Raw genomic sequence first — 21,976 nt, 5'->3', positions numbered from 1 at the left:
CAAAGGCCGCCGCGGGTCCGGACACGGCCACCACGACACCCCCGATCGCCGGTCCGATCGCTCGTGCGGCGTTGCCCTCGCCGCCTGGAAGCGGCCCAAGCAATTCGCCCCGTTGGAGCGGGAACATTTCGGCCACGCCATCCTCACCGGTCTGCTCTATGTCGACAACAGCCCCATCTTCCGCAGGATCCTGTTGCGCGCGGTGCTTTTCCTGTTTCCGGCGTCGGCCGTGCTCGCCCTGCTGCCGGTGGCCGCGGCACACCGGTGGCACCTGGGCGCCAGCGGCTACGGGGTGGCGCTGGCGGCGATCGGCTTGGGGGCGGTGCTTTCGGTGGCGTTTGCCGCACGGTTACGCCAGCAGGTTTCCGATAACGTCCTGCTGGCCGGGTCGGCCGCCGTGTACGCCTTGGCACCGCTGGCGGTGGCGTGGCTGCCGTTCGCCGCGGCGACTCCGATCTTGGTGCTGTCCGGTGCGTCATGGCTGATCACCCTGACGACGTTGAACGCCGCGGCGCAGCTTTCCCTGCCGCGTTGGGTGCGCGCTCGGGGCCTCGCGGTGTATCTGCTCGTCGCGACCGGATCTCAGGCGATCGGCTCCTACGTCTGGGGTGCGCTCGCCACGCGGGCGGGGATGCACACCGCGCTGATCGGGTCGGCGGTGGTGCTCGGCGTCGTCGCCCTCAGCATCTTCATCCTCCCGCTGCTGCCCTGCACCGGGACGCTGAGCGTCGACGTTTCCACCGCCTGGCCGTCACCCACACTGGTGTTCGAACCATGCCCGCAGGATGGGCCGGTGCTGGTGACCGTCCGCTATCAGGTTCCGCCCGCGAACCGCCACGACTTCACCGAAGCGATGCGCGCGGTCAGGCAGTCCCGCCTGCGGACCGGCGGACACAGTTGGCGCCTGTATCACAGTGTCGGACAACCGGATACGTTTCTCGAGAGGTTTACGGTGGCCTCCTGGACCGAATTCGAGCGCCAGCGCACCGAGCGCTGGCTGGAATACGACACCGAGGGTGTCACCAAGGCAATGGGTTACACCGTGGACCGCAGTCGACAGCACGAGTACTTCCTGGCGCTGCGATTACGCCGCTGAACCGCGGGGGACGGTTGGAGCGATCCCGTGAGCCTTGACGCCGCATGGGCGGCTCCGGCCGAGCACGGCTACGACGCGACGACACGAACGACATCGCGGCAAGGGCCGGCGTCCGCAAGGACGAGAACCGAATCAAGTTGCGGCGGCCAGCAAGTCGCGCACCGCATCGTCGACCGTCCCCAGCAAGTCGGGGTCGATGCCGTGACGGCCGCGCACCAGTATCGAGGCGTTGTTGGCGGGCGGCAGCCCCTCGGCAGGACTGAGCCCGTCGGGGAACTTGCCGATCATCGGTAGCAGTGCCACACCGAGCCCCGATCGCACCGCCGCGTAGAGGCCGGACAAATCACCGCACTCGGCGGCGATCTCGTACTCGATATGGTGGCCTTCCAGAATCGCGAAGGCCGGCTCACGCAATGTGCACGGCTCGGCGAAAATCACCAGCGGCAGCGGCTCTCGCGGTGAGAGCGTCAGTGTGCGCGCGGAAACCCACTGCAACTGAACAACTCCCGACGCATTAGCGCGATCCAGACCCGCCCCGTCGAGCATGATGGCCAGATCGACCAAACCGCGGTCGATCGAATCGGCCAGCGACACATTGCGGTCGAGCCGGAAGCGCACCCGCAGGTCGGGGAGTCGCTCGCGCAACACCCGGGACAGGCCGGCAAGCATCACATCGGCGCCGTGTTCGGTGGCGCCGATGGTCAGGACCTTGTGTTCGGTCGCACCCAGGTCATCGAGCGCGTTGTCGTGCGCCGCCAATATCGTGCGCGCATGGCGTAGTGCCTTCTGCCCGACCTCGGTGAAGGCGACCCCCCGTCCCGAGCGTTGCACTATCGGTTCACCGACCACCGCTTCGATGCGGCGCAGATGCTGGCTGACCGCGGACTGGCTCAGGTGCAGGGCGGCGGCGGCACGGTGGAAACCGCCGCAGTCGGCGACGGCGACGAGGCTGCGCAGCGGCGCGATATCGAGCACTGGGCCACTGTAATCCGATCAACCAAACTAATCAATAATCGGCAACCAAGTCGCGAATACGCACGCCCTGCCGGAGGATCGATAAGGTCTCGCGATCAATCGTGATCGCCAATAATCGTTGGACTGCGTCGGTCGTTCAAGCCAACATGGGTGGCATGCCTCTGCCCCGCATGCCAGTCACCACCGCCACGGCGGTGACCTTCTTCTACGCCCTCGGATACCCGATCGGCACCCTGGCCGTAACCGCCATGACGCCGATGGCCGCGCTGGTGCTGCGATTCAGTTTGGCCGCAACGATCCTGGCGATCTGGTCGATCGTGGCCAGGGCCGGCTGGCCGCGCGGAGCGCAGTTCGGCCACGTCCTGGTCACGGGTCTGCTGATCCAGGGCGTGCAGTTCTGCTGTTTGTACGAGGCCGTTCAGCTCGGGGCGCCGGCGGTGCTTTGTGCGGTGGTGATTGCGATGAATCCGGTGGCCACCGCGATCCTGGCGACGACGTTCCTGCGGGAGCCGCTGGGCGTCCTGCGAGTGGCTGCGCTGGCGCTCGGCGTCGTCGCGGTGCTGGCCGCCTGTTCCCGAAGGTTGATGAGCACCCACGGCGTCGATCCGGTCATCGTGTTGCTTGTCGTTGGACTGCTTGGACTTTCGGCGGGCGGCGTGTATCAGCAGCGGTTCTGCACCGGCGTCGACTTCCGGGTGATGAGTGCCATGCAGAATGCCGTCGGGTTGATACCCGCCGCGGCGTTCGCGATCGTCACGCCGTTCACGGTCCACGACGGCGTCAAGGCGGTGATCGCGGTCAGCGGCATGGTCCTGCTGAACGCCACGCTCGCGGTGAGCCTCTACGTGCGGGCCATCAATACCCACGGTGCAACGGCGGTGGCGATGCTGTTCGCCGTCATTCCCGCCGTGGCCGGAGTGTTGTCGTGGATGATCCTGGATCAACGTCCCGATGCGGGCATCGCGGTCGGCCTGGTGCTGGGAGGGCTCGCGTGCTGGATCAACACCCGGGCATCCGGCCGGAGCCGACCAGCGAGGGTGGGCGCGCCCACCGCGAGGCTGCCGCAGGGCGAGTTGCAGGACGCGCCGCGCTGAGGCAGCGAGCGCGCGCCTTGGGCGCAGCGGCATTGCCGATAGCTCGTCGACCGTCCGTTCATCCGATGTTGCCCGTCTGTGACAATGCACCCTGCGGGTTATGCAACGGAGGCATGGGTGAACTTTGGCAGGGGGCGTCGTCCAGGATCACGGTGGGTCGCGGCGGTGGTGGCAGCCTTTGCATCGGCAGCCGCGTTCACGTGCCCTGCCGTTGCCCACGCGGACGCGCAACTGTGCGACCCGGCGAGCGTCGACACCAATCAAATGTGCCACTTCGACGCCTCGGCTCCACTGTCGGACATCAGCATGGTGTTTCCGGCCAACTATCCCGACGAGCAGACGATGATCGGCTATCTGACCAAGGTCAACGACGACTTCGGCAGCGCGCGCGGACCGGTGAACGCGCTGAAATCGCCGACAGCGCTGAAGGTTACCGGTACCCGGTACAGTTCGGGTCCCCCGGCCTCCGGCACCCAGTCGGTTGTCACCGAGATCTATCAGAATCTCGGCGCCGCCCACCCGTTGGTGTGGTACAGATCCTTCAACTTCAACCTGGCCAACCAACAACCGATCACCTTCGATGCGTTGTTCCGGCCGGGAAGTCAACCGCTGCAAACAATCTTGCCGATCGTGCAGAAGACCCTGGCCGACCGGTATCGGGCGAAGGTGTCGATTCCGCCGGCCACCGGGCTCCAGCCGACCAACTACCAGAGTTTCGCGATCACCAATGACGCGATCGTGTTCTTCTTCGATCAGAACGCGCTGCAGCCGGCGATGGAAGCGACGCAAGTGTCGGTGCCGCGCAATGCGATCGCGTCGATGATCAGTCCCGAGATCGCGTAGCCGGATAACCCACCCGCGGGAGGCGTCATGACAGCCGGCGACCAGCAGGCCGACGAGCAAGCCATTCGGGCGCTCATCGATCGACAGGTAATTGCCTGGGCCTCAGGCGATCCCGCGGGCTACGCGAGCGTGTTCACCACCGACGCCGACTACATCACCTTTCTGGGCGGCCGTCACGTCGGACGCGATGCCATCGCGGCATCGTATGTTCCGCTCTTCAGGAAGCTGCTCAACCGAACACAGCTGCGAGTAGACATCGTCGGGGTCCGATTTCTCACACCCGACGTTGCGCTGATCCACGCGAACGCGTCGGTGGTCAGAGCGGGACGACGGCGCAGTCGCCGCAACGCCCGCGTGAACACCAGCGTGGCCGTACGGGCGGACGGTCGCTGGCAACTCGTCGCCTCGCAGAACACCGCACACCGGTGGATCGCCGAAAAGCTCATGGCTAAATTCTTTTCCTGAAGCATCGCCGCCCGACTAGCGTTGTGTGGTCATGAGGGTGCGAATGGCCACGGCGGCCGACGCGAACGCGGTCGCGGATTTCTATCTGCCCTACGTGCGCGACACGGCGATCTCCTTCGAGGCGACGCCCCCAGGCGCCGACGAGATGCGCTCCCGGATGACGAGGACGCTCGCGCGGCTGCCCTGGCTGGTCGTGGCCGACGGTGATCGAGTCAAGGGGTTCGCCTACGCGAGTCCGCACCGCGCGCGTGAGGCCTACCGCTGGTCGGTCGACGTCTCGTTGTACCTGGACGAATCGATTCACCGCCAAGGCCACGGCCGCCGGCTTTACGTAGCGCTATTCAATGTGCTTGTCGCGCAAGGCTATGTCAACGCGTATGCGGGCATTGCGTTACCCAACTCCGCCAGCGTCGGCTTGCACGAAGCGCTGGGTTTCACCCCGGTTGGCACCTTCCGCGGCGTCGGTTTCAAACACGAAACGTGGTGGGACGTCGGCTGGTGGCATCGCCGGCTGGTCGAACCGCCCCCCGCACCGCCGGAGCCGATGGCCTGGTTCCAACTGCCCGATCACGCCCTCGACACCGCCCTCGCCGCACCCACGGACAGCGGTTTCACCGGAGGATGCGCTCGATGACCCCGCTGCTGTGGGACCAGCACACGTGTCCACCGCTCAAGGCGGTCGCCGACCACCACGGCCTCGAGTCGACTCTAGGGCAACAGCTTCAAGGCAGATCAACCTTGCTGGCCAGCCAGCGGCCGTCCACCTTCTCCATGGTCACCTTGACGCGGCTGCGATCCAGCTGAGGGGCCGGGGCGGCCCCATTGCTCACCGACTGGTCGACGAACAGCACCACGTCCACCTTGTCTTCGGTGGCGGACTGGACCGCGGCCTCGATCACACTCCCATGCGCCGCCGCCTTGTTGTCGATGAGCGTCTGGCGCAGCTGGGCGCTGGATTTGGTGTACATGTCCTTGAATTCACCGGTCGACCCGTCGAGGACGTCGGTGAAGTTCTTGTCGATTGCATTGGTGTCCACACTGGTGAGCGTGAGAACGTACTTCTTGGCCGCAGCCAGTGCCTGGGCGGCCGCGACCTCCCGCTGGTGGTGCTGAAACAACAGCCAGCTTTCATAACCCGAACCCGCGATCAAGACGGCCAGCACGGCCGCGGCGGTCCAGCGAACGGCGTTGAACCGGCGAGGCTTTCGGGCATCCGGGCGCACCTCGTCCGCGAGCTCCTGGTTGTCGCCCGCCGTGTCGGGCTCGGCGGTCTCCTCGGCGTCGTCGCTCGTGTCGGGTGATACGTCGGCCGGCGTCACATCGCCGCCGGACTCGTCGGCATCGGCGCCCGTGGGCGCCGGTGGATGCGTCGCGTCATTGCCGATATCCGCCACGGCGAGGCGAAAGCGGCTTACCAACCACGTTCCCGGGTTGCCGACTGGTCGTAGTGCTGGGCGGTGATTCATCAGTTGCACGCGCCGGAGTCGCGAAGCGCGTTCGCCCAGCCGGTGGCCGAGACGATGTTCGCGTGGGTGACTCCTGACGGATCCTTTCTCTTGATGCTGTCGCTGATGCGCGACAGTTGAAATGCCAAGTGCGTCATCGATTCACCGCCGTAAACCGGCGAGTACGGTCCGAAGTTGTCGGGCTGGTTGGTAACGATCAGTGGCTTGACTCGAGGCGCCAGGAACGCCGTCGACTGGTCGATGTTGGCGACCACGGCGCGGGCGTATCCCTGCACGCGGCCGACCGAGTAATCGTCATGCCGGTCGCCGAGGTAGCGGTTGAAGTCGTTGATCTGGTCCATCAGCGGTTCGAACTGCGCCTTGAACCACTGGCACGAGTCCGACATTCCGCCGATCATCTCCGGTGTCACCCGTGCGGTGAACGTGTTGTACGGCCAGATGTCGAAGTTCGGCGACCATTCACTGGGCGCGGGCGTGAAAACCGGCAATGGCGGCGGGGGCTGGCCGGCATCGGCGGCGGCATATCCGGACAGCGAGATGGCAACGGCCAGTGCTGGACCGGCGCACGATAGGCCGCCACCTGCTCGTCGCAACCTCGTCAGATTCATCCGCTCTTCCCCAGGAATACGATATCCCGCGGTCACCGAATACCGAACCACTATCTCATTGCCAAACAATCATTAACATCAGCGCCATGGTAGGGGATCTTCTCGCGAAGCCCGCGATGCGTCAAGGGGCCATTACCAGGCGAAGCAGCGGGATGACCACGGGTCACCGTGGGAGAACGCGTCCCGACGTGGCGGCGAAGGCGACGCAGTCGACGGAGTCGGATCTTTCGCAGAAGCCGAGCAGCGGTTAACATAGCCGCCCGTGGGGGCACAGCGACCGTTCACCGATGACCGAGCGTCCGAGGGCGTGGCCACTATCCAGGAGTGGTCCGCGGGGTACGTCGTGCGGCACCCCCTGGCCTCACTCAACACCCTCGGCGAGCAGTACATCCTCGCGCTCCGCACCATCGAGTACTGCATGGTCGACCTGTTCACCGGGCGCTTCCAATGGGCCGAGTTCATCCGCCAGGGCGCGTTCATGGCCGCCACGGCGGTGCTGCCGACGGTGCTGGTGGCGCTGCCGATCGGGGTGACTCTCTCCATCCAGTTCGCCCTGCTGGCCAACCAGGTCGGGGCGACGTCACTCGCCGGAGCGGCCAGTGGGCTCGCGGTGATTCGCCAGGCCGCCTCGCTGGTGGCCGCGGTCCTCATGGCGTCCGCCGTCGGGTCCGCGATCACCGCCGATCTCGGTTCCCGCACCATGCGCGAGGAGACCGACGCCATGGAGGTGATGGGTGTTTCGGTTATTCGCCGCCTGGTGGTGCCGCGCTTCGCCGCGGCCATCATGGTCGGCGTTGCCCTGACCGGAATCACTTGCTTCGTCGGGTTTTTGGCCAGCTACCTGTTCAACGTCTACTTCCAGCGCGGCGCGCCCGGGAGCTTCGTGGCGACCTTCTCGTCGTTCGCCACCACCGAGGACATGGTCGTAGCGTTGCTCAAAGCCGTCATCTACGGCGCCATCGTGGCGGTAATCGCCTGTCAGAAAGGGCTTTTCACCAAGGGCGGTCCGGCGGGCGTCGCGAATTCGGTCAACGCCGCCGTGGTGGAATCGATTCTGGTGCTGATGATCGTCAACGTCGGGATCAGCGAGCTGTACAACGCGTTGTATCCCAGGACCGGGTTGTGACATGACGGCGTCCGCCTATGTCCCCACCTTGGCCCGCCCCTTTGTCGGCGCCTATCGGGCCGCGGCCGCCCCGACAATGCGGCTGGGGCACATGCTGGTGTTCTTCGTGCGGGCCGTGCTCGCCGTGCCGTCCGTGCTGCGGCAGTACCGCACGGAATTCCTGCAACTGCTGTCCAACATCGCCTGGGGCAACGGCTCGATCGTGGTCGGCGGCGGCACGGCTGGCGTCGCGGTGGTGCTCGGCTTCACCGCTGGCGCTCTGGTCGCCGTGGAGGGATACAACTTCCTCAATCTGCTCGGCTTGGGCCCCGCGACCGGCATCATCTCATCGCTGGTCAACACCCGCGAGCTGGCGCCGATCATGGCTTCGCTGGCCTTCGCGATGCAGGCTGGCTGCCGCTTCACCGCGCAGCTGGGTGCCATGCGCATCGCCGAAGAGATCGATGCCCTGGAATCGTTGGCCATCCGCCCCATCCCGTTCCTGGTCACGACGCGGCTGATGGCCTCTGTCATCGCGGTCATCCCGCTTTACATCGCGTGCCTGGCGGTGACGTACCTGACATGTCAGGTGGTCGCCGAGGTGATCAGCGGTGGCTCCATCGGTCCGTACCTGCACTACTTCACGATGATGCTGAATGCCAAGGACATTGCCTATTCCGTGCTCAAATGCGTTGTCTTCGTGTGGCTGTCCTCCACCGTGCAGTGCTACTACGGCTTCTATGCCGCGGGCGGGCCCGAGGGCGTGGGAGTGGCCGCCGGGCACGCCATGCGGGCCAGCATCACCGTCGTGATCATGGTCAACATGTTGCTCACCATGGCGCTGTGGAGCATCGACGCCGGCGCGAGATTCGGTGGCTGAATGCCGAATTCGCTAGATTTCGACGGCCGGGGACCCTCCGATCACCAGCTGCTGGCCATGGGCGCCACGGTGCTGCTGATCGCGGGACTCATCACGGGCGCCCTCTTGTTGAAATCCACCGGAAAACTCAATGACTACGTCCGCGTGGTCGCCGAGCTGACGAACGTGGGCGACGGCCTGCCCGCCCGCTCGGACGTGAAGTATCACGGGCTGCTCGTCGGCGCCGTCGACAACGTCGTCCCGGCGGCATACGGCAAACCCAACTATGTGCAGATCAACCTCAAACCCGAATACGCCAAGGACATTCCGGGCGCGGTGACCGCGCGCGTGGTGCCCAGCAATGTGTTCGCGGTGTCGTCGGTGCAACTCGTCGACGGCGGACCAGGTTCGAGCATCCGCAGCGGGGCGCGAATCCCCGAAGACCAGCAGCTTTCGACGGTGATCTTCCAGACGACGATCAGCAAGCTGCGTGACATCCTCGCCGCAACCGGCCGGGGCCGCGAGGACCACAGCGTGGGACTTCTGGCCGCCGTGGCGGCCGCCACCAACAACCGCCGGAGTGCGCTACTCACCGCCGGCGCGCAATTGACTCGCGTGCTCGACGAGCTCAACTCCATCGTCGCCACCGATCCCGGGCCGACCACGGTCTCCGCGCTGTTGGATGCCACCCGGGGTCTGCAGTCCACGGCACCCGAGCTTGTCGATGTGCTGCATGATGCGGTCAAACCGATGCAGACGCTGGCCGAAAAGCGGGAGCAATTTCGCTCGCTGGTCACCGGTTCACATCACACCATCGGGGTCAACCGCCAAGCGTTCGACAACCACACCGATCAGCTGATCGAGATGACACAGAACCTCACACCGGTCCTGGGCGTATTCGCCTTGCACAGCGACAAGTTCGTGCCCATCTTCACTCGATTGAACCGGTTGTCCGACAAGTTCTTCGAAGAGGTATGGGATCCCGAACTCGACACCGGAAACATGCGGGTCAATCTGGCGCTGACACCGAGCTACACCTACACCCGCGCCGACTGCCCGCGGTACGGCCAGTTGCTGGGGCCCAGCTGTTATACCGCCCCGACCATCGCGGTCCGGCCCGACCTGCCCGAGGTTCTGCTACCGCAGAACTATCACCCGCCAGCGGATCTGGCGCCGCCCCCGGGCACCCAGGTTGGGCCCGACGGCAACCTCGTTCCGGTCGGACCGCCCCTGTACAACCCGAACCCCAGCCTGCAAGACCCCAACCCGCCCTTACCGTGGTGGCCGTGGCCCATCGGTCCGGCGCCCCGGGTCCCGGGAACCGCCGATCCCGATGACGCGCCGCCGCCTCCGCCGGGGCCGAACCCCGGCCCACCCGGCGCGGTCGCGCCGTCGGGATTCGGCGGCAACGTCGGACCCGTTGGCAGCCAACACGAACGCGACCAGCTGGGCTTGATCACCGGGCAGGGACACTCGGCGTCGGTGGCGACCCAACTGCTGCTCGGCCCGGTGGCGCGCGGTACGTCCGTCTCGTTGAAACCCGCGCAACCACAACCGGTAGGCGGGCCGAAGTGAAGGTACGGGGGCCGTTGATCGGGCTGTCGATCTTCATGGCGATCGCCATCGCCGTGACGTGGATGGTGTACGCCACCCTCCGGCGTGACGTGGCCGGTCCGACCACGCCGTACGCGGCGATGTTCACCGACGTCTACGGATTGCGCATCGGTGACGACGTCCGAATGGCCGGCGTGCGTGTCGGGCGCGTCGAAAACATCGAGCTCACCGGCAAACTGGCGAAGGTCTCGTTCATCGTCGAAAACGATCAGCATCTCTACGGGAACACCGTGGCATCGGTGACCTACCAGAACATCATCGGCCAGCGGTACCTGGGCCTGTCGCTGGGCGAGATCGGCAACAGGGCAACACTTTCCGCAGGAAGCGTGATACCGGTGCAGCAGACGGACCCCTCGTTTGACGTCGGCAAGCTGCTCAACGGTTTCGAGCCGCTGTTCACCCTGCTCAACGCCAAGGACGCCGACGACCTCACCAAGGGCGTCCTGCAGTCGCTGCAAGGCGATCAGGCATCGATCCCGCTACTGGTGCAGCAGACCTCGACGATCACCCGAACGCTGTCCGCCCGCGATCAATCCCTGGGCGATCTGATCAGCAACCTCACGAAGGTCACCGACACCGTCGCCCGCGAGAACGACGACCTCGACCGTGCACTCGACCAAACCCGCGATGCGGTGGCCAATTTTGACAACCGCCGCGCGGGGCTACAGGACTCGGTGGGTTCGATCGCTCGGGTGACCCGTCGGCTCTCGGCGATCGCCGACGACGTTGACCCGTCGTTGAACGAACTGATCACCCGAGAGCCCGGGTTCAGCAAGCACATGGTCGGCATCGAACCCCAGCTGGCCTTCACCGGAGACAACCTGCCGCTGCTGCTCAAGGGTTTCGCGCGCGCCGTCAGCGAGGGCTCCTACGGCAACGCCTACGCGTGCGACCTGAACGCGACCGGCTTCTTCCCGGGGCTCAACGACATCACGACATTCATCGTCAACGCGGCCACCCCCGGCAACGCCTACCCGATCACCACAAAGAACATGGGGTGGCATACCCCGCGATGCAGGAACATGGCCAATGGCTGACTCGCTCAGGGCCCGGTGGTCGCGGCGTCGTCCGCTCGAGTCATACAACAGGACCTGGCTGGGGCTGGCGGGATTGGCGCTGGTCGCCGTCCTCGTCGCGGTGTCGCTGGGAATCAAGCTGCTCGGCATCGGCTACACCCACTACACCGCCGAATTCCTGCAGGCCGCCACGCTTCGACCCGGCGACCCGATCACCGTCGCCGGCATCGAGGTCGGACACGTCACCAGCATGAAGCTCGACGGCGATCACGTCGAAGCCGGACTGAGCGTGCGCGACAACATCACCCTCGGCAAGAACACCCGCGCGGTGATCAAGGTGATGACCATCCTGGGTTCGCGCTACCTCGAGCTGGTTCCCGACGGCCCGGGCTCGCTGCCGGCCAGGACGATCAGCCTGAGCCACACCGAGGTGCCCTACGACCTGCAGTCACTACTCGAGGACGCCACCACCACGTTCGAGCAGGTCGATTCCGACCAGTTCGCGCAGTCGCTCGCGGTGCTGGGCAAGCAGCTTGGCGGCGTACCGCCACTGATACCGCAGGCCGTCGCGAATCTGCAGACCCTGTCGACCATCACCGCGGACCGTCGGGGCCAACTCGGCACGCTACTGAAAAGCACTCAGCGAGTGGTCAATACCCTGCGGCGCCAGCAGACCAACATCGGCCATCTGATGGATCAGGGTCAGGATCTGCTGGGGCACCTGGTGGCCCGGGAGGCCACCTTTCACGCCATGTTCGCCGGACTGACGGACCTCGTCGACCAGCTCGACAAGATCGTCGTCAACAACCGGCCGCTGCTCGACGAGCTGTTCGCAAACCTGCACCAGCTGACGAACATGGTCGGCCAGCACGACGACTTGCTGCGAAACCTGTTGCAAGTCGCCCCCGTGGCCCTGCGCGGTCTGACCAACGCGACCGGCTATGGGCCGGTCGTCGAGTTCAACCTTCCCAATGGTCTCGCCATCGATTCATGGATGTGTGCCATCAGCGGTCGCGCCAAAGAGTTCAAGATGATCCAGTACTTCAAGGACTGCAAATGACCACCGGCAGGCGCAAACTCATCGCTGTAAGTGTCGCGGTCGCGGCGCTGGCCGCCATCGCCGTAGGGCTGGTCGGCCATTACGTGAAGTCGCGCCTGGACACCATGACGGTGATCGCGCAATTCGACAGCGCCGCTGGGCTTTACGAGGGGAACGTGGTGGCGGTGCTGGGCATGCCGGTGGGTAAAGTCAGCAAGGTCACGTCCAAGGGCAGCTACGTCGAGGCCGAGTTGACGGTGGACAAGAAGGTCAAGATCCCGGCGGCCGCCCGCGCCGTCACCATCACGACCTCCATCCTCACCGACCGGCAGGTGGAACTCACTCCGCCCTACCGAGGCGGCCCGGTGCTGAAGAACCACGACACGATCGGACTCACCCGAACCAAGACGCCGGTGGCTTTCGACCGCGTGCTGGACATGCTCGACAAGGTGTCCAAATCGCTGAAGGGCGACGGAAGGGGTGGGGGCCCCGTCGCCGACCTCAGTGACTCCGCGGTCGCCATCACCGACGGCAACGGCAAGAAGATCCTGTCCGCTCTCGACCAACTCTCCAATGCCCTGCGGCTCAGCTCCGAGCGGGGCGGGACCACCCGCGAGCAGTTGACCACGATTATCACCGACCTCAGCTCGATCACCGAGGCCGCCGCCCGCAACGACACCAAAGTGCGTCAATTCGGCTCGACCACACGCCAACTCAGCCAGATGCTCGCCGACGAGAAGTTCGGCACCGGCGCCACCGGACGGACCATCAACCGCATCCTCGGGGAAGTCACCACGCTGATCGAGCAGAACCGGGACAACCTCAAGCAGGCGGTCCGCAACGGCGACACCGTCGCCAAGACGATCGTCGAGGACCAGCGCGGAGTGTCCGAGATGCTCGACGTGCTCCCGATGACACTGGAAAACCTCTACAACACCGTCGATCGGAACAACGGCGCGATCCGCGTGCACGGGCTGCTGGACAAAGCCCTCACCGACAGCCAGTCCGCCAAGGAGCTCTGCAATCTCATGCACTTGCGTCAACTCGGTTGCAGCACAGGCACACTGCAAGACTACGGACCCGATTTCGGCCTGACCTACATTCTCGACGGCCTCTCGGCGATGGGGCAGTAGCGATGAACGTCGTCAAGCACAAATTGGTAGTGGCGCTCAGCGCAGCCATGGTCAGTTCCGGGTGCGCCACCAACGGGCTATCCAGCCTGCCGCTGCCCGCGCCGGGGATCGGCAATGGCGGATACCTGCTCAACGCGGTCTTCTCCAACGCGCTGAACCTTCCAGCCCATGCGAAAGTCAAACTCGCCGGCGCCGACGTCGGGCAACTCGAATCGATGGTCGCGCGCAACTACACCGCGGTCACCACCCTGCGCATCATGGACGGCGTGCGGGTGCCGGCCGGCAGCACCGCAGAACTGCGATCGGCGACACCGCTCGGCGACGTGTTCGTCGCGATCAAGCCACCGACCCCGATGGATCCTCGCGCGCCGCTGCTGAAAAGCGGCGACACCATCGGGCTGCCTGCGACCCGTGCCGCCGCCACCGTGGAAAGCGTGCTGAGCTCGGCCGCGCTGCTGGTCAACGGCGGCGCGGTCCGCAACTTCACCAACATCGTCAACGGCGCGGGCAAGGCGACCGGTGATCAGGGACGCGCGTTCGGCGACTTGATCAACCGGACCAATCTGCTGTTGAGCAAGCTCAATTCGCGCTCCGAGCAGATCGATGCGGCGGTGACCGAAACGGCCGAACTCGCCGACCGGCTGGATCAGAAGAACCAGGCGCTCTCCGAAATCCTGCAAGCCGTCGGCCCGGCAACCAACGTGTTGTCCAGCAACGCCGACGAAATCGCCGACGTGGTAGACGAACTCGGTGCCACGACCCATCAGCTGTCCAAATTCCCGTCGATCGCGGGCACCGACAAGACGGGCCGCAGCGTCATAAAGGACGCCAACACGATCGCCGCCGCATGGAACGACGTCGTGTTGAGCCCCGATACCAGCCTCGCCGGCCTCAACAGGCTGATTCCGCCGTTCGTGAAAGCCACGCCCAGCGACGCGATTTCGGTGCGCGGCAGCTTCGACCGGCTGGTGATGGGCTCGCGGCCGGGTACCGGGGCGGAGACGGGGGGATTCAAGGGTGATCCCGTGTTCCACGGACCGATGCGCCGCGACTGGAACTACATGATCGGGTCCATCAAATACGTCCTGTGGCGCCTACAGGAACGGGTCGTCGGCCGCGGCCCGCAGACACCGATGGGCCAAAGCCCTTGGACGCCGGTCGGTCCGCCGCTTCCACCGGCACCCGCCGGTCAAGCGCCGCCGGATCCCATGATTCCGGAACCACCGCGGTGATCGACACCCTCGGCCGGTTCATCGTCGCCGCGGTCAAAGCGGGACACCGGCGGCGCGCGTGGCTGTCCGGCCTTGCCCTGGCTCTGACCCTCGTCGTCGGCGTGACGTACCTGGCGATCGGGGCGCTGCGGATCAACCCCTTCGAGTCGACCTACCGGGTCACCATCCGGCTGCCCGAATCCGGTGGGCTGCTGGCCAATCAAGACGTAGCGGTCCGGGGGATCCGGGTCGGGCGCATCCAATCGCTGCGGCCCGTACCCACCGGCGTCGAGGTGATCGCGAATATCAATGCGAATACCAGGATCCCCGCCGCCAGCCCGGTCCGGGTTTCCGGATTGTCCCCTGCGGGCGAGCAGTACATCGATTTCGAGCCCGCATCCAACGCCGGCCCGTTCCTGTCGAACGGCAGCGTGATCGGCCCACAGCACACGACCACGCCGATTCCGCTGTCGCAAGTGCTCGCCGACGCCGACGGCCTGCTGGCCCAAACCGACCCGAAGAAGCTCGAAATCGTCAAGCGCCAACTGAGTTTGAGCAAGGATGGGCCGCAGAAGCTCACCGACATCATCGACGGTGCCACCTTCCTGCTGTCGACGATGGACCCGGTGCTGCCGCAGACCGTGACCATGCTCAAGACCAGCCGGGTGGTCCTGACGACACTGTCGGACAAGAACGCCGGGCTGGGTGCGACGTCCCGCAATATCGGGGACCTCATGACCGGCGTGAACAAGATGGACGGCGGCTACCGCAGATTCGTCGATCGAACCCCGCACGCCCTGTCCTCGGTGGACAACCTGTTCGACGACAACTCCGACACCATGGTCGGGTTACTGGCCAATCTGGTCACCACCGCGCGGATCGTCTATCTCCGCGTGCCGGCGCTGAACGCGGTCTTCCCCGATTATCGCGGCTCGACACTCGAGGCCCTGATGACGACCATGCACGAGCATGGGCTGTGGGCGACCGCCGACATCTACCCGCGTTACACCTGCGATTACGGCACCCCGCGGCGGCCGTCGTCATCGGCGGACTACCCCGAGCCCTTCCTGTACACCTACTGCCGAGACGACGACCCCCAGGTATTGATCCGGGGCGCCAAGAATGCGCCCCGACCGGGCGGTGACGACACCGCGGGGCCGCCCCCCGGCGCCGACCTCGGCCAGACCGCCGATCCAACACCCAAGGGACGCTTCACCATTCCCACGCCCTACGGCGGACCGACCCTGCCGATCGAACCGCCCCACTAAGCCCACGAGCCCTTCACCACCGCAAGGAGACACCGCCGTGACACTAACCGCCGACCACGACTGCAGTACGAGCGAAGACACCGAGACCCCGCCTGACGACCAGCCGGAAGCCTCCGCGAACGCCGACGGGCAGGACGCGAAAGGCCGCACCTGGCGATGGAAACGTCGGGGCCGCATCGCGGTTGTCGCCGCCGTCTACGCCGGGGCGTTCGTCCTCGCCGGTGGGTTGGGCTGGAAGCTGTGGGACGAGCACGCGGTGGACCAGGCCGGGCAGGCGGCCCAGCGGACCGCGATCGACTACGCCCAGGTGCTCACCAGTATCGACTCCGGCCAGGTCGACCAGAACTTCTCGGCTGTACTCAACGGGGCCACAGGCGATTTCAAGGAGACGTACACCAAAGCCAGCGCCCAGCTTCGGCAACTGCTCATCGACAACAAGGCCGCAGCCCATGGCACCGTCGTGGATTCGGCGATTCAATCGGAGAGCAAAACCAAGGTGGTGGTGTTGTTGATGGTCGACCAAACCGTCAGCAACGCCGTGCGGCCCGACGGTCGGGTTGACCGAAGTCGGATGAAGATGACGATGGAAAACGTCGGCGGCCGCTGGCTGGCCAGCAAAGTCGAACTACCCTAGGGCGTTTCGGTCATGCGGTTGATTCGAGTCTCGGCCGGTGCGGCGCTGGTGGCCGCCGCGGTGTTGAGCGCACCGGCGGCATCGGCCTCGGCGCAGTCGTTTTGCGGCGAGCTCGGCGGCGATTGGGACGGGCAGTACTGCCACACCTCGGTGTTGTCCGAGCGAAAGGCGGTCCGCGACATCAAGATGGCGTTGCCCGGCGACCTGGTCGAGAACCCCACCAGTGGTCCACCCATCCGTGAATACCTGCGGAATTTGATGAACAACTGGCGCACCAAGGGCGCATCAATGGTCCAAGACAGCTGGGGCGAGGAGAACTATCAGGTGTTCACCCATGGGCGCGCGCTCAGTGTGGCCTTCCACGAGGACTACCACGCCGACGGCCCGGCATTCAACAACGCCTATCGCACGTTCACCTTCGACATGGCCGGCGGTAGGCGGTTGCAGCTGGCCGACATCACCAAGCCGGGCCTCGACCCGCTGACCGCAATTCCACCGTTGGCCGAGCCGTCCATCCAGGACGCGCTCGACCATGCCGCATGGCAACACAATCCGGGAACGTATCCGTTCACCCTCGATCGGTGGACACCGGACAAGGTCTTCTCGGGCGGCTACAAAGCCTGGGCGCTCACGCCCGACGAGCTGGTGCTGTACATGCCGGACTACCCGGTGGGACACGACTCGCCTATCCAGTACGGCCAATCGGAGCAATGGTCCATGGACGGAGGGGCCGTCGAGCCACACATTCCGCTCAGCGCACTGAGCTCGGTCCTGCGCCCGGAATTCGGCGGGGCGTAGCGGGGATAGACGTCTGATGACCTCGGGTAGGACGCCGCGCCCAGCGGCGCGCGGGAGGCTTGCCGGCTCCGCAATACCGCTTGTCGACCGATCGCCCCGACGGCCGCTGCTGCGGCTACGGTGATCTGTATGCCATCGGCTAGCCGCTCCTCCGCAGATCAAGTAAAGCGGCGCCCGAAGGACCGCAAGATCCAAATCGCCCGCGCCGCCACCGATGCATTCAGCGAGTTGGGCTATCACGCGGTCAGCATGGAAAACATCGCGGCGCGGGTCGGGATCTCCGCGGCCGCGCTGTACCGCCACTCGCAGGGCAAGTACGACCTGTTCCGCGAAGTCTTCTTGGCGCTGGGACAGCAACTGGTCGACGCCACTGCGTTCGCTGATGACCTGCCCGCCGATGGCGATCCCGAAGAGCAGCTCAGCGCGCTGGTCAGTGCGTTGATCGACTCCACGATCGTCAACCGCACCGCCGGCGGACTGTATCGCTGGGAGGGCCGCTACTTACGTGGTGACGATCAACACGCCCTGGCCGAACAGATCAAACTGATCAACCGGCGCCTGCAGCGTCCACTGATGAGGCTTCGCCCGAAACTCACGTCGCGGCAACGCTGGATCCTGTCGGCGGCCACCCTGAGCGTGATCGGCAGCATCACCGACCATCGGTCGCGGCTGGGCAATTCCGAGATCCGCGCGGCGCTGGCGGACATCTCGGCCGCGGTGTTGCGGGCCGACTTGCCAACCCAGCGCGGTCGCGGATCCGAGCAGCCGCGCACGGCGACGCTGACCAGCGCAGCCGGAACCTATGAACGTCTGTTGCACGAATCGATGCGCCTGTTCAACGAACGCGGCTATCGCGAGACCGGGATGGAAGACATCGCGGCGGCGGTGGGCATCCCGGTTGCCAGCATCTATCAGTACTTTCCGGGCAAGGCCAACATTCTGGCCGTCTATTACCGGCGTGCTGCCGACCAACTCTCCGGCGACCTGTCCAGCATCTTGGCCACCAGCGCCGACCCGGAACAGGCGCTCGCACAACTCATCGAGGCCTACGTCAGCCGCTCGTTCGCCAACCCCGAATTAGCCTGCGTCTACTACACCGAGCGGCACAACCTGCCCGACACCGACGCGGTACTGCTGTACAACATTCAGCGTTCCACCGTCGAATCCTGGGCCAGCCTCGCCGTCGCGGCCAGGCCGGAGCTCACGCTCGGCCGCGCGCGATACGCCGTCCACGCCGCGTTCGCCCTCGCGGTGGACACCGGCCGACTCGTCTACCCCGACGCCAGCGCGGCCGCCGGACTCACGGTGCGCCGCCTGATGGAGGTCACGCTGCTGGGACGACCGGTCGCAGCGCCTCGGAGCGCGCCACGCGGTGGCCGGCAGCGCCGCTGACATGCCGTTGCGGAAGCCCCGGCAAAGAATCTTCCCGCACTTGCTTCTTGGAAACAAACCGCTGCGATGCATCGAGCGCGAGCCGAACGCCCCTTTGCGCCACCATATCTGAGCGTTCGGCTGCTGCGTGACTGCGCCGCCGAATCGAGCGCAGCACTACCGAATCGCACGAATGGGCATTAACATGTATGGGTCTAGTCCGCACGCCGGGACGCGGTGGGTCCTTAGCACTTCGGTGTAGGTCGGCTTCGAACCCGGCAGCACCCGCGCGAAAGGCATGCCCATGCTCAGCAGGATCCGCTCAGTCCTGGAGTACCAACTGACCATCGCCGAGCTGCTGGGCCTGGGGATTTTGCTGGGGACGCCGTACCTGATCGTCGGCGTGATCTGGTCGAGCACCCACACCCAGCATCTGCACGACATGCACGGCGTCGACCTGGTGGTCTCATTCCTCGGCTCGATCGTCTCTTGGCCGGTGCTGCTTTTCGCCAACGTCTGCATGACCTAAGGGGGGCGCATGACCAACCGCGGGCCGCTGGTCGTCTCCGCTGCCGTGGTGTTGCTGGCCGGGGGGTTCTTCGCGCTGTACCTGCCGGTTTTCATCGACGCCTACGATCAGTTCGGCTGGCAAGTCAAGTGCGGCAGCGGCTTTGTCACCGATCTGGCCCAGGCGTCCAGCGCGGTCGGCGTGGGCGGCAAGTATGTCGACCAGTGCGATCACGCGCTCCTGATCCGGCGGTTATGGGCGATTCCCGCGGCGGCGCTGGGCGGGTTGACGTTGACGTGGCAGGCGGGCGTGGCGCTTGCCCACGACTACCGGCGGTCCACACCGGCGGTCCGGCAATCTGAACTACCTTGCCTCTAACGGGCTTTCGCCGAGCCAAGGTTGAGGCGACTAGCGGGTGCTCTCGTCCGGTAGGTCGTGCCGGGATTGGTGCAATCCGGGGCCGTTCGGATCCTCGTCCTGGTGCTCGAGCTGCTCTTGCAGCTTGCGCTGTTCCTCGGTTGCCTTTCGGGCGTCCTCGGGCGTCGCGGGCGGGTCGAAGTTGACTTGCTGATCCACCGAGATCTCCTCTGAACGTCTGAAATGCCTTTCGTCAGGTTCGCCCGAATGACGGCCGTTGAAACCCGCGCGCGGCCGCCGACGCCGATCGCGCAGCTCACGTGCACGGGATCGAGCGGGGAATCAGTATTGTTTGACCACCGCGCGCGGTGCCGTTCGCCACGACCTGGTTCCGTCGCCCTGCGGTCGGGGCGGTTCGAGTAGCAACACGGCCAGCCCGTCGAGCAAGACCGGCCGCACCCAGTCGCCCAGGTCGATCATCTCGCCCGGCCGCGGCTGGCGGAAAGCGTCGTCGCGCGCGAGGTCGATCGGGGTCAGGTCGAATACGGTCTCGATGGTGGCCCGGTCGGGCAGCTTGCGGATTCCGGGCAACGTGATGAACAGTCCGTCGTTGCCCGACAGGTGCAGACCGACCGCCGCGAGCGCGCCGGTCGTCCCCTCCCGGGTGCCGCCGTGGCCGGACAGGTGGATGCCGAGTGTCCTGGCGAGTTCGCGAGCCTCGTTGGCGCACAGTACTTCCCGTTTGGCGCGGAGACCGAAGTCGACCAGCCGCGCCGCGCTGCCGGCGAGTTCGCCCGGAACGACGACGGCGAGCCCCGGATCCGCATCGGGCGGGCACACCGTTTCCAGGAAGTGTCCGGCGAACTCGATGATTGCGGTGCGAACCGCGTGCGGATCACCGCCGGGGCTGCGCCAGGCCAGACACGCGCTCGAGTTATGGGACGTGTACGGGATCCGATCATCGACGAGCAGCTGATGTCTCGTGGCGCCCGCGGGTGAGCCGAGTCCGGCCGCCTGTAGCTCACGCAGCAGCGCGCGGGCCCGCCGGCCGGTGCCGGGGGTGTACGGGTTGTCGGTGTCATCGATGCCGATCAGCAGGTCGACACCGGCCAGCGCGGTACCGGCGATCACGGGTTGACCACCAGGTCGGTGACGTCGCGAACCCACTGATCGCGGCTGAGCTTTGCGCCGGTGAGCTTGAGTGTGTGGCGTTTGGTGAAGCCGAGGATGGTCCGATCGTCGAGCTCGCCGGCCGTCAGGGTCTGGGCCGGGTCGCGCCCTTCCACCCGCACGCTGATGACCCCGGTAGCGCCCGCGGCGTCGAGGATCGAACGCACGCTGGGTCCCTGCTGCACGCGGTGTGATTGCGGCGTCGCGACCTGAACCTGGGGCAGCTGCTCGAGTCGCGACAGGGTGAATCGGTCGAGCACCCGGTGGTTGTTCTGCACGACGAGCTGGACGTCGGTCTCCGACGCGCCGCACGCGACGAGTCCCGCTGCCAGGGCGAAAACCGCAACCGCCCGAGTCAGTAGCGTATTGCTGCGCATTTACGGGTCCTATCCTGTGAATTCGCCGTAAATGAGGATTAGTGTAGGGGCTCGCGGCTTATGATCTGCGCATGACCGTGCTGATGCACTCAACGGCCGGATTCACCGCCGTCCGCGAGGCGGCGTTTCCGCTGGTTGCGGTCGCCGCCATCGTCGCGTCGACCGATATCCGGATGCCCCTGGGGCTGCCCGGTCACCGTGGGCTGATCTGGCTGACCCTGCTGGTGGCGGTCGCGCTGGTGACGGCGCGTCGCGAGACGGTGCTGGCGGTCGGCGCGGCGTCATCGATTACGGTGCTGCCGATCCATGGGTTGAGCGATCCACTGTGGAGCAGTCGCTATGGGGCCGCGGCGGCGTTGCTGTTTACGGTGGGCTCAGTTCCGGTGGTGCGCTCGCATCGGTGGTTACTGGTGCTGGCCGCCGCGCCCATTCACCTTGTCGCGCTTGCCAGTTCGGTCTCCTCATGGCACGCCATGTCGGCGTGGGTATCGAACGGAATGCTCGAGCGGGCGGGGTGGCACCTGATCTTTGGATTCGTAGCCGGTGTGCTCGCCTGGGTGGTGGCCCTGGGTGTGGGTTGGCCGCCTGCGGCCAGGGCGGCCGGCGCCGGTTCGGCGACAAGACGATACGAGGAGCGGCCGCTATGACGCTGCGAGTTATCCCCGAGGGCTTGGCCGCGACGAGCGCGGCGGTCGATGCGATCACCGCTGCGCTGGCGGCCGCGCACGCGGCGGCGGCGCCCGTGGTCTCGGTGGTGGTCCCGCCGGCGGCCGATCCCGTGTCGCTGGCGGCCGCCGCGGTATTCAGCGAGCGGGGAAGCCAGCATTCGGCCGCGGCGGCCAAGGGCGTCGAGGTGTTGGGTCGAGCCGGGTTGGGCGTGAGTCTGGCCGGCGTCGGTTACGCCGCCGGCGACGCGGCGGGTGCGTCGACCTATCTGGGCGCAGGCTGACGGTGACCGCGCCGGTGTGG

The 21,976-nt window shown here is 66.0% G+C and carries 26 protein-coding genes; 20 read left to right on the top strand and 6 right to left on the bottom strand.

Annotated elements, in window-relative coordinates:
- A partial coding sequence (locus tag A5622_RS02825) for an MFS transporter (protein ID WP_197498007.1) occupies window positions 1-1,096 on the top strand: 1,096 nt, incomplete at its 5' end.
- 132 nt (window positions 1,097-1,228) lie between these two features.
- On the opposite strand, the gene A5622_RS02820 is transcribed toward A5622_RS02825, so the two are convergent.
- Window positions 1,229-2,071 carry a LysR family transcriptional regulator gene (locus A5622_RS02820; protein ID WP_066876507.1) on the bottom strand — a complete coding sequence of 281 codons (843 nt, stop codon included), beginning with the start codon at window positions 2,069-2,071 and terminating at the stop codon, window positions 1,229-1,231.
- 146 nt (window positions 2,072-2,217) lie between these two features.
- Here A5622_RS02820 and A5622_RS02815 point away from each other — a divergent pair, with 146 nt between their 5' ends.
- The 4 genes from A5622_RS02815 to A5622_RS02800 all read left to right on the top strand — a co-directional run bounded on the left by A5622_RS02815 (window position 2,218) and on the right by A5622_RS02800 (window position 5,107).
- Window positions 2,218-3,165, top strand: coding sequence for a DMT family transporter (locus A5622_RS02815; protein WP_232002830.1), 948 nt, complete (start codon window positions 2,218-2,220; stop codon window positions 3,163-3,165).
- Window positions 3,166-3,249: 84 nt separating this feature from the next.
- Complete coding sequence (locus A5622_RS02810; RefSeq protein WP_066876506.1) at window positions 3,250-4,008, top strand: esterase; 759 nt, start codon at window positions 3,250-3,252, stop codon at window positions 4,006-4,008.
- A 27-nt stretch (window positions 4,009-4,035) separates the two neighbouring features.
- Window positions 4,036-4,473 (top strand): SgcJ/EcaC family oxidoreductase, encoded by a 438-nt coding sequence (locus A5622_RS02805; protein WP_066876504.1) that lies wholly within the window; start codon window positions 4,036-4,038, stop codon window positions 4,471-4,473.
- A 43-nt stretch (window positions 4,474-4,516) separates the two neighbouring features.
- The gene (locus tag A5622_RS02800) at window positions 4,517-5,107 is read left to right on the top strand and encodes an arsinothricin resistance N-acetyltransferase ArsN1 family B (RefSeq protein ID WP_066876502.1); all 591 of its coding nucleotides are present in this window, start codon (window positions 4,517-4,519) and stop codon (window positions 5,105-5,107) included.
- An 88-nt stretch (window positions 5,108-5,195) separates the two neighbouring features.
- On the opposite strand, the gene A5622_RS02795 is transcribed toward A5622_RS02800, so the two are convergent.
- Entirely contained in the window at window positions 5,196-5,948 is a 753-nt protein-coding gene (locus A5622_RS02795) for an Mce protein (protein ID WP_156748762.1), read from the bottom strand.
- Complete coding sequence (locus A5622_RS02790; RefSeq protein WP_066876500.1) at window positions 5,939-6,547, bottom strand: hypothetical protein; 609 nt, start codon at window positions 6,545-6,547, stop codon at window positions 5,939-5,941. Before A5622_RS02790 ends, A5622_RS02795 begins: the two co-directional genes overlap by 10 nt.
- A gap of 262 nt (window positions 6,548-6,809) precedes the next feature.
- Here A5622_RS02790 and A5622_RS02785 point away from each other — a divergent pair, with 262 nt between their 5' ends.
- The 13 genes from A5622_RS02785 to A5622_RS02725 all read left to right on the top strand — a co-directional run bounded on the left by A5622_RS02785 (window position 6,810) and on the right by A5622_RS02725 (window position 19,481).
- The gene (locus A5622_RS02785) at window positions 6,810-7,673 is read left to right on the top strand and encodes an ABC transporter permease (RefSeq protein WP_066861140.1); all 864 of its coding nucleotides are present in this window, start codon (window positions 6,810-6,812) and stop codon (window positions 7,671-7,673) included.
- A gap of 1 nt (window position 7,674) precedes the next feature.
- Window positions 7,675-8,532 carry an ABC transporter permease gene (locus A5622_RS02780; RefSeq protein ID WP_066861142.1) on the top strand — a complete coding sequence of 286 codons (858 nt, stop codon included), beginning with the start codon at window positions 7,675-7,677 and terminating at the stop codon, window positions 8,530-8,532.
- Window positions 8,533-10,086 carry an MlaD family protein gene (locus tag A5622_RS02775; protein WP_066876498.1) on the top strand — a complete coding sequence of 518 codons (1,554 nt, stop codon included), beginning with the start codon at window positions 8,533-8,535 and terminating at the stop codon, window positions 10,084-10,086.
- A complete protein-coding gene (locus A5622_RS02770; protein ID WP_066876497.1) occupies window positions 10,083-11,162 on the top strand; it encodes an MlaD family protein in 1,080 nt (359 codons plus the stop codon). The genes A5622_RS02775 and A5622_RS02770 overlap by 4 nt, the downstream gene beginning before the upstream one ends.
- Complete coding sequence (locus A5622_RS02765) at window positions 11,155-12,201, top strand: MCE family protein (protein ID WP_066876496.1); 1,047 nt, start codon at window positions 11,155-11,157, stop codon at window positions 12,199-12,201. Before A5622_RS02770 ends, A5622_RS02765 begins: the two co-directional genes overlap by 8 nt.
- The gene (locus A5622_RS02760) at window positions 12,198-13,313 is read left to right on the top strand and encodes an MCE family protein (RefSeq protein ID WP_066876494.1); all 1,116 of its coding nucleotides are present in this window, start codon (window positions 12,198-12,200) and stop codon (window positions 13,311-13,313) included. Before A5622_RS02765 ends, A5622_RS02760 begins: the two co-directional genes overlap by 4 nt.
- Before the next feature lie 2 nt (window positions 13,314-13,315).
- Window positions 13,316-14,545 carry an MlaD family protein gene (locus tag A5622_RS02755; RefSeq protein WP_066861157.1) on the top strand — a complete coding sequence of 410 codons (1,230 nt, stop codon included), beginning with the start codon at window positions 13,316-13,318 and terminating at the stop codon, window positions 14,543-14,545.
- Window positions 14,542-15,792, top strand: coding sequence for an MlaD family protein (locus tag A5622_RS02750; protein ID WP_066876518.1), 1,251 nt, complete (start codon window positions 14,542-14,544; stop codon window positions 15,790-15,792). Before A5622_RS02755 ends, A5622_RS02750 begins: the two co-directional genes overlap by 4 nt.
- Before the next feature lie 37 nt (window positions 15,793-15,829).
- The gene (locus A5622_RS02745; protein ID WP_066876492.1) at window positions 15,830-16,426 is read left to right on the top strand and encodes an Mce protein; all 597 of its coding nucleotides are present in this window, start codon (window positions 15,830-15,832) and stop codon (window positions 16,424-16,426) included.
- 12 nt (window positions 16,427-16,438) lie between these two features.
- On the top strand, window positions 16,439-17,224 hold the full coding sequence (locus A5622_RS02740; protein WP_066861164.1) for a mannan-binding family protein: 786 nt from the start codon (window positions 16,439-16,441) through the stop codon (window positions 17,222-17,224).
- 129 nt (window positions 17,225-17,353) lie between these two features.
- Window positions 17,354-18,616 (top strand): TetR/AcrR family transcriptional regulator, encoded by a 1,263-nt coding sequence (locus A5622_RS02735; protein WP_066876490.1) that lies wholly within the window; start codon window positions 17,354-17,356, stop codon window positions 18,614-18,616.
- Window positions 18,617-18,899: 283 nt separating this feature from the next.
- Window positions 18,900-19,124: a hypothetical protein gene (locus A5622_RS02730; RefSeq protein ID WP_066861264.1), complete on the top strand. Its 225-nt coding sequence runs from the start codon at window positions 18,900-18,902 to the stop codon at window positions 19,122-19,124.
- Between the two features lie 9 nt (window positions 19,125-19,133).
- Window positions 19,134-19,481 (top strand): hypothetical protein, encoded by a 348-nt coding sequence (locus tag A5622_RS02725; RefSeq protein ID WP_066876488.1) that lies wholly within the window; start codon window positions 19,134-19,136, stop codon window positions 19,479-19,481.
- A gap of 30 nt (window positions 19,482-19,511) precedes the next feature.
- On the opposite strand, the gene A5622_RS29510 is transcribed toward A5622_RS02725, so the two are convergent.
- The 3 genes from A5622_RS29510 to A5622_RS02715 form a co-directional block, all read right to left on the bottom strand.
- Window positions 19,512-19,679, bottom strand: coding sequence for a hypothetical protein (locus A5622_RS29510; protein WP_197507932.1), 168 nt, complete (start codon window positions 19,677-19,679; stop codon window positions 19,512-19,514).
- A gap of 123 nt (window positions 19,680-19,802) precedes the next feature.
- Window positions 19,803-20,591: a hypothetical protein gene (locus tag A5622_RS02720; protein WP_066876486.1), complete on the bottom strand. Its 789-nt coding sequence runs from the start codon at window positions 20,589-20,591 to the stop codon at window positions 19,803-19,805.
- Window positions 20,588-21,007, bottom strand: a complete 420-nt coding sequence (locus A5622_RS02715) for a hypothetical protein (RefSeq protein ID WP_066876484.1) — start codon at window positions 21,005-21,007, stop codon at window positions 20,588-20,590. The genes A5622_RS02720 and A5622_RS02715 overlap by 4 nt, the downstream gene beginning before the upstream one ends.
- 71 nt (window positions 21,008-21,078) lie before the next feature.
- Between A5622_RS02715 and A5622_RS02710 the strand changes: the two genes are divergently transcribed.
- Both A5622_RS02710 and A5622_RS02705 read left to right on the top strand, forming a co-directional pair.
- On the top strand, window positions 21,079-21,654 hold the full coding sequence (locus A5622_RS02710; protein ID WP_066876482.1) for a hypothetical protein: 576 nt from the start codon (window positions 21,079-21,081) through the stop codon (window positions 21,652-21,654).
- Window positions 21,651-21,956, top strand: a complete 306-nt coding sequence (locus A5622_RS02705) for a PE domain-containing protein (protein ID WP_066876480.1) — start codon at window positions 21,651-21,653, stop codon at window positions 21,954-21,956. Before A5622_RS02710 ends, A5622_RS02705 begins: the two co-directional genes overlap by 4 nt.
- The last annotated feature ends 20 nt before the right edge of the window (window positions 21,957-21,976 follow it).

Origin of the sequence: Mycobacterium sp. 1245801.1, assembly GCF_001673055.1 — a bacterium.
GTDB lineage: Bacteria > Actinomycetota > Actinomycetes > Mycobacteriales > Mycobacteriaceae > Mycobacterium > Mycobacterium europaeum_A.
The sequence above is the reverse complement of the archived record's forward strand: the minus strand, read 5'-3'. Positions and strand labels throughout refer to the sequence as shown.

Excerpts from the sequence above, each read along its gene's own strand:
- A5622_RS02815 (WP_232002830.1), top strand. The coding sequence starts at position 2,218 with ATGGGTGGCATGCCTCTGCCCCGCATGCCAGTCACCACCGCCACGGCG.
- A5622_RS02810 (WP_066876506.1), top strand. The coding sequence starts at position 3,250 with ATGCACCCTGCGGGTTATGCAACGGAGGCATGGGTGAACTTTGGCAGG.
- A5622_RS02805 (WP_066876504.1), top strand. The coding sequence starts at position 4,036 with ATGACAGCCGGCGACCAGCAGGCCGACGAGCAAGCCATTCGGGCGCTC.
- A5622_RS02800 (WP_066876502.1), top strand. The coding sequence starts at position 4,517 with ATGGCCACGGCGGCCGACGCGAACGCGGTCGCGGATTTCTATCTGCCC.
- A5622_RS02790 (WP_066876500.1), bottom strand. The coding sequence starts at position 6,547 with ATGAATCTGACGAGGTTGCGACGAGCAGGTGGCGGCCTATCGTGCGCC.
- A5622_RS02780 (WP_066861142.1), top strand. The coding sequence starts at position 7,675 with ATGACGGCGTCCGCCTATGTCCCCACCTTGGCCCGCCCCTTTGTCGGC.
- A5622_RS02775 (WP_066876498.1), top strand. The coding sequence starts at position 8,533 with ATGCCGAATTCGCTAGATTTCGACGGCCGGGGACCCTCCGATCACCAG.
- A5622_RS02765 (WP_066876496.1), top strand. The coding sequence starts at position 11,155 with ATGGCTGACTCGCTCAGGGCCCGGTGGTCGCGGCGTCGTCCGCTCGAG.
- A5622_RS02760 (WP_066876494.1), top strand. The coding sequence starts at position 12,198 with ATGACCACCGGCAGGCGCAAACTCATCGCTGTAAGTGTCGCGGTCGCG.
- A5622_RS02755 (WP_066861157.1), top strand. The coding sequence starts at position 13,316 with ATGAACGTCGTCAAGCACAAATTGGTAGTGGCGCTCAGCGCAGCCATG.
- A5622_RS02740 (WP_066861164.1), top strand. The coding sequence starts at position 16,439 with ATGCGGTTGATTCGAGTCTCGGCCGGTGCGGCGCTGGTGGCCGCCGCG.
- A5622_RS02735 (WP_066876490.1), top strand. The coding sequence starts at position 17,354 with ATGCCATCGGCTAGCCGCTCCTCCGCAGATCAAGTAAAGCGGCGCCCG.
- A5622_RS02730 (WP_066861264.1), top strand. The coding sequence starts at position 18,900 with ATGCTCAGCAGGATCCGCTCAGTCCTGGAGTACCAACTGACCATCGCC.
- A5622_RS02725 (WP_066876488.1), top strand. The coding sequence starts at position 19,134 with ATGACCAACCGCGGGCCGCTGGTCGTCTCCGCTGCCGTGGTGTTGCTG.
- A5622_RS02715 (WP_066876484.1), bottom strand. The coding sequence starts at position 21,007 with ATGCGCAGCAATACGCTACTGACTCGGGCGGTTGCGGTTTTCGCCCTG.
- A5622_RS02710 (WP_066876482.1), top strand. The coding sequence starts at position 21,079 with ATGACCGTGCTGATGCACTCAACGGCCGGATTCACCGCCGTCCGCGAG.
- A5622_RS02705 (WP_066876480.1), top strand. The coding sequence starts at position 21,651 with ATGACGCTGCGAGTTATCCCCGAGGGCTTGGCCGCGACGAGCGCGGCG.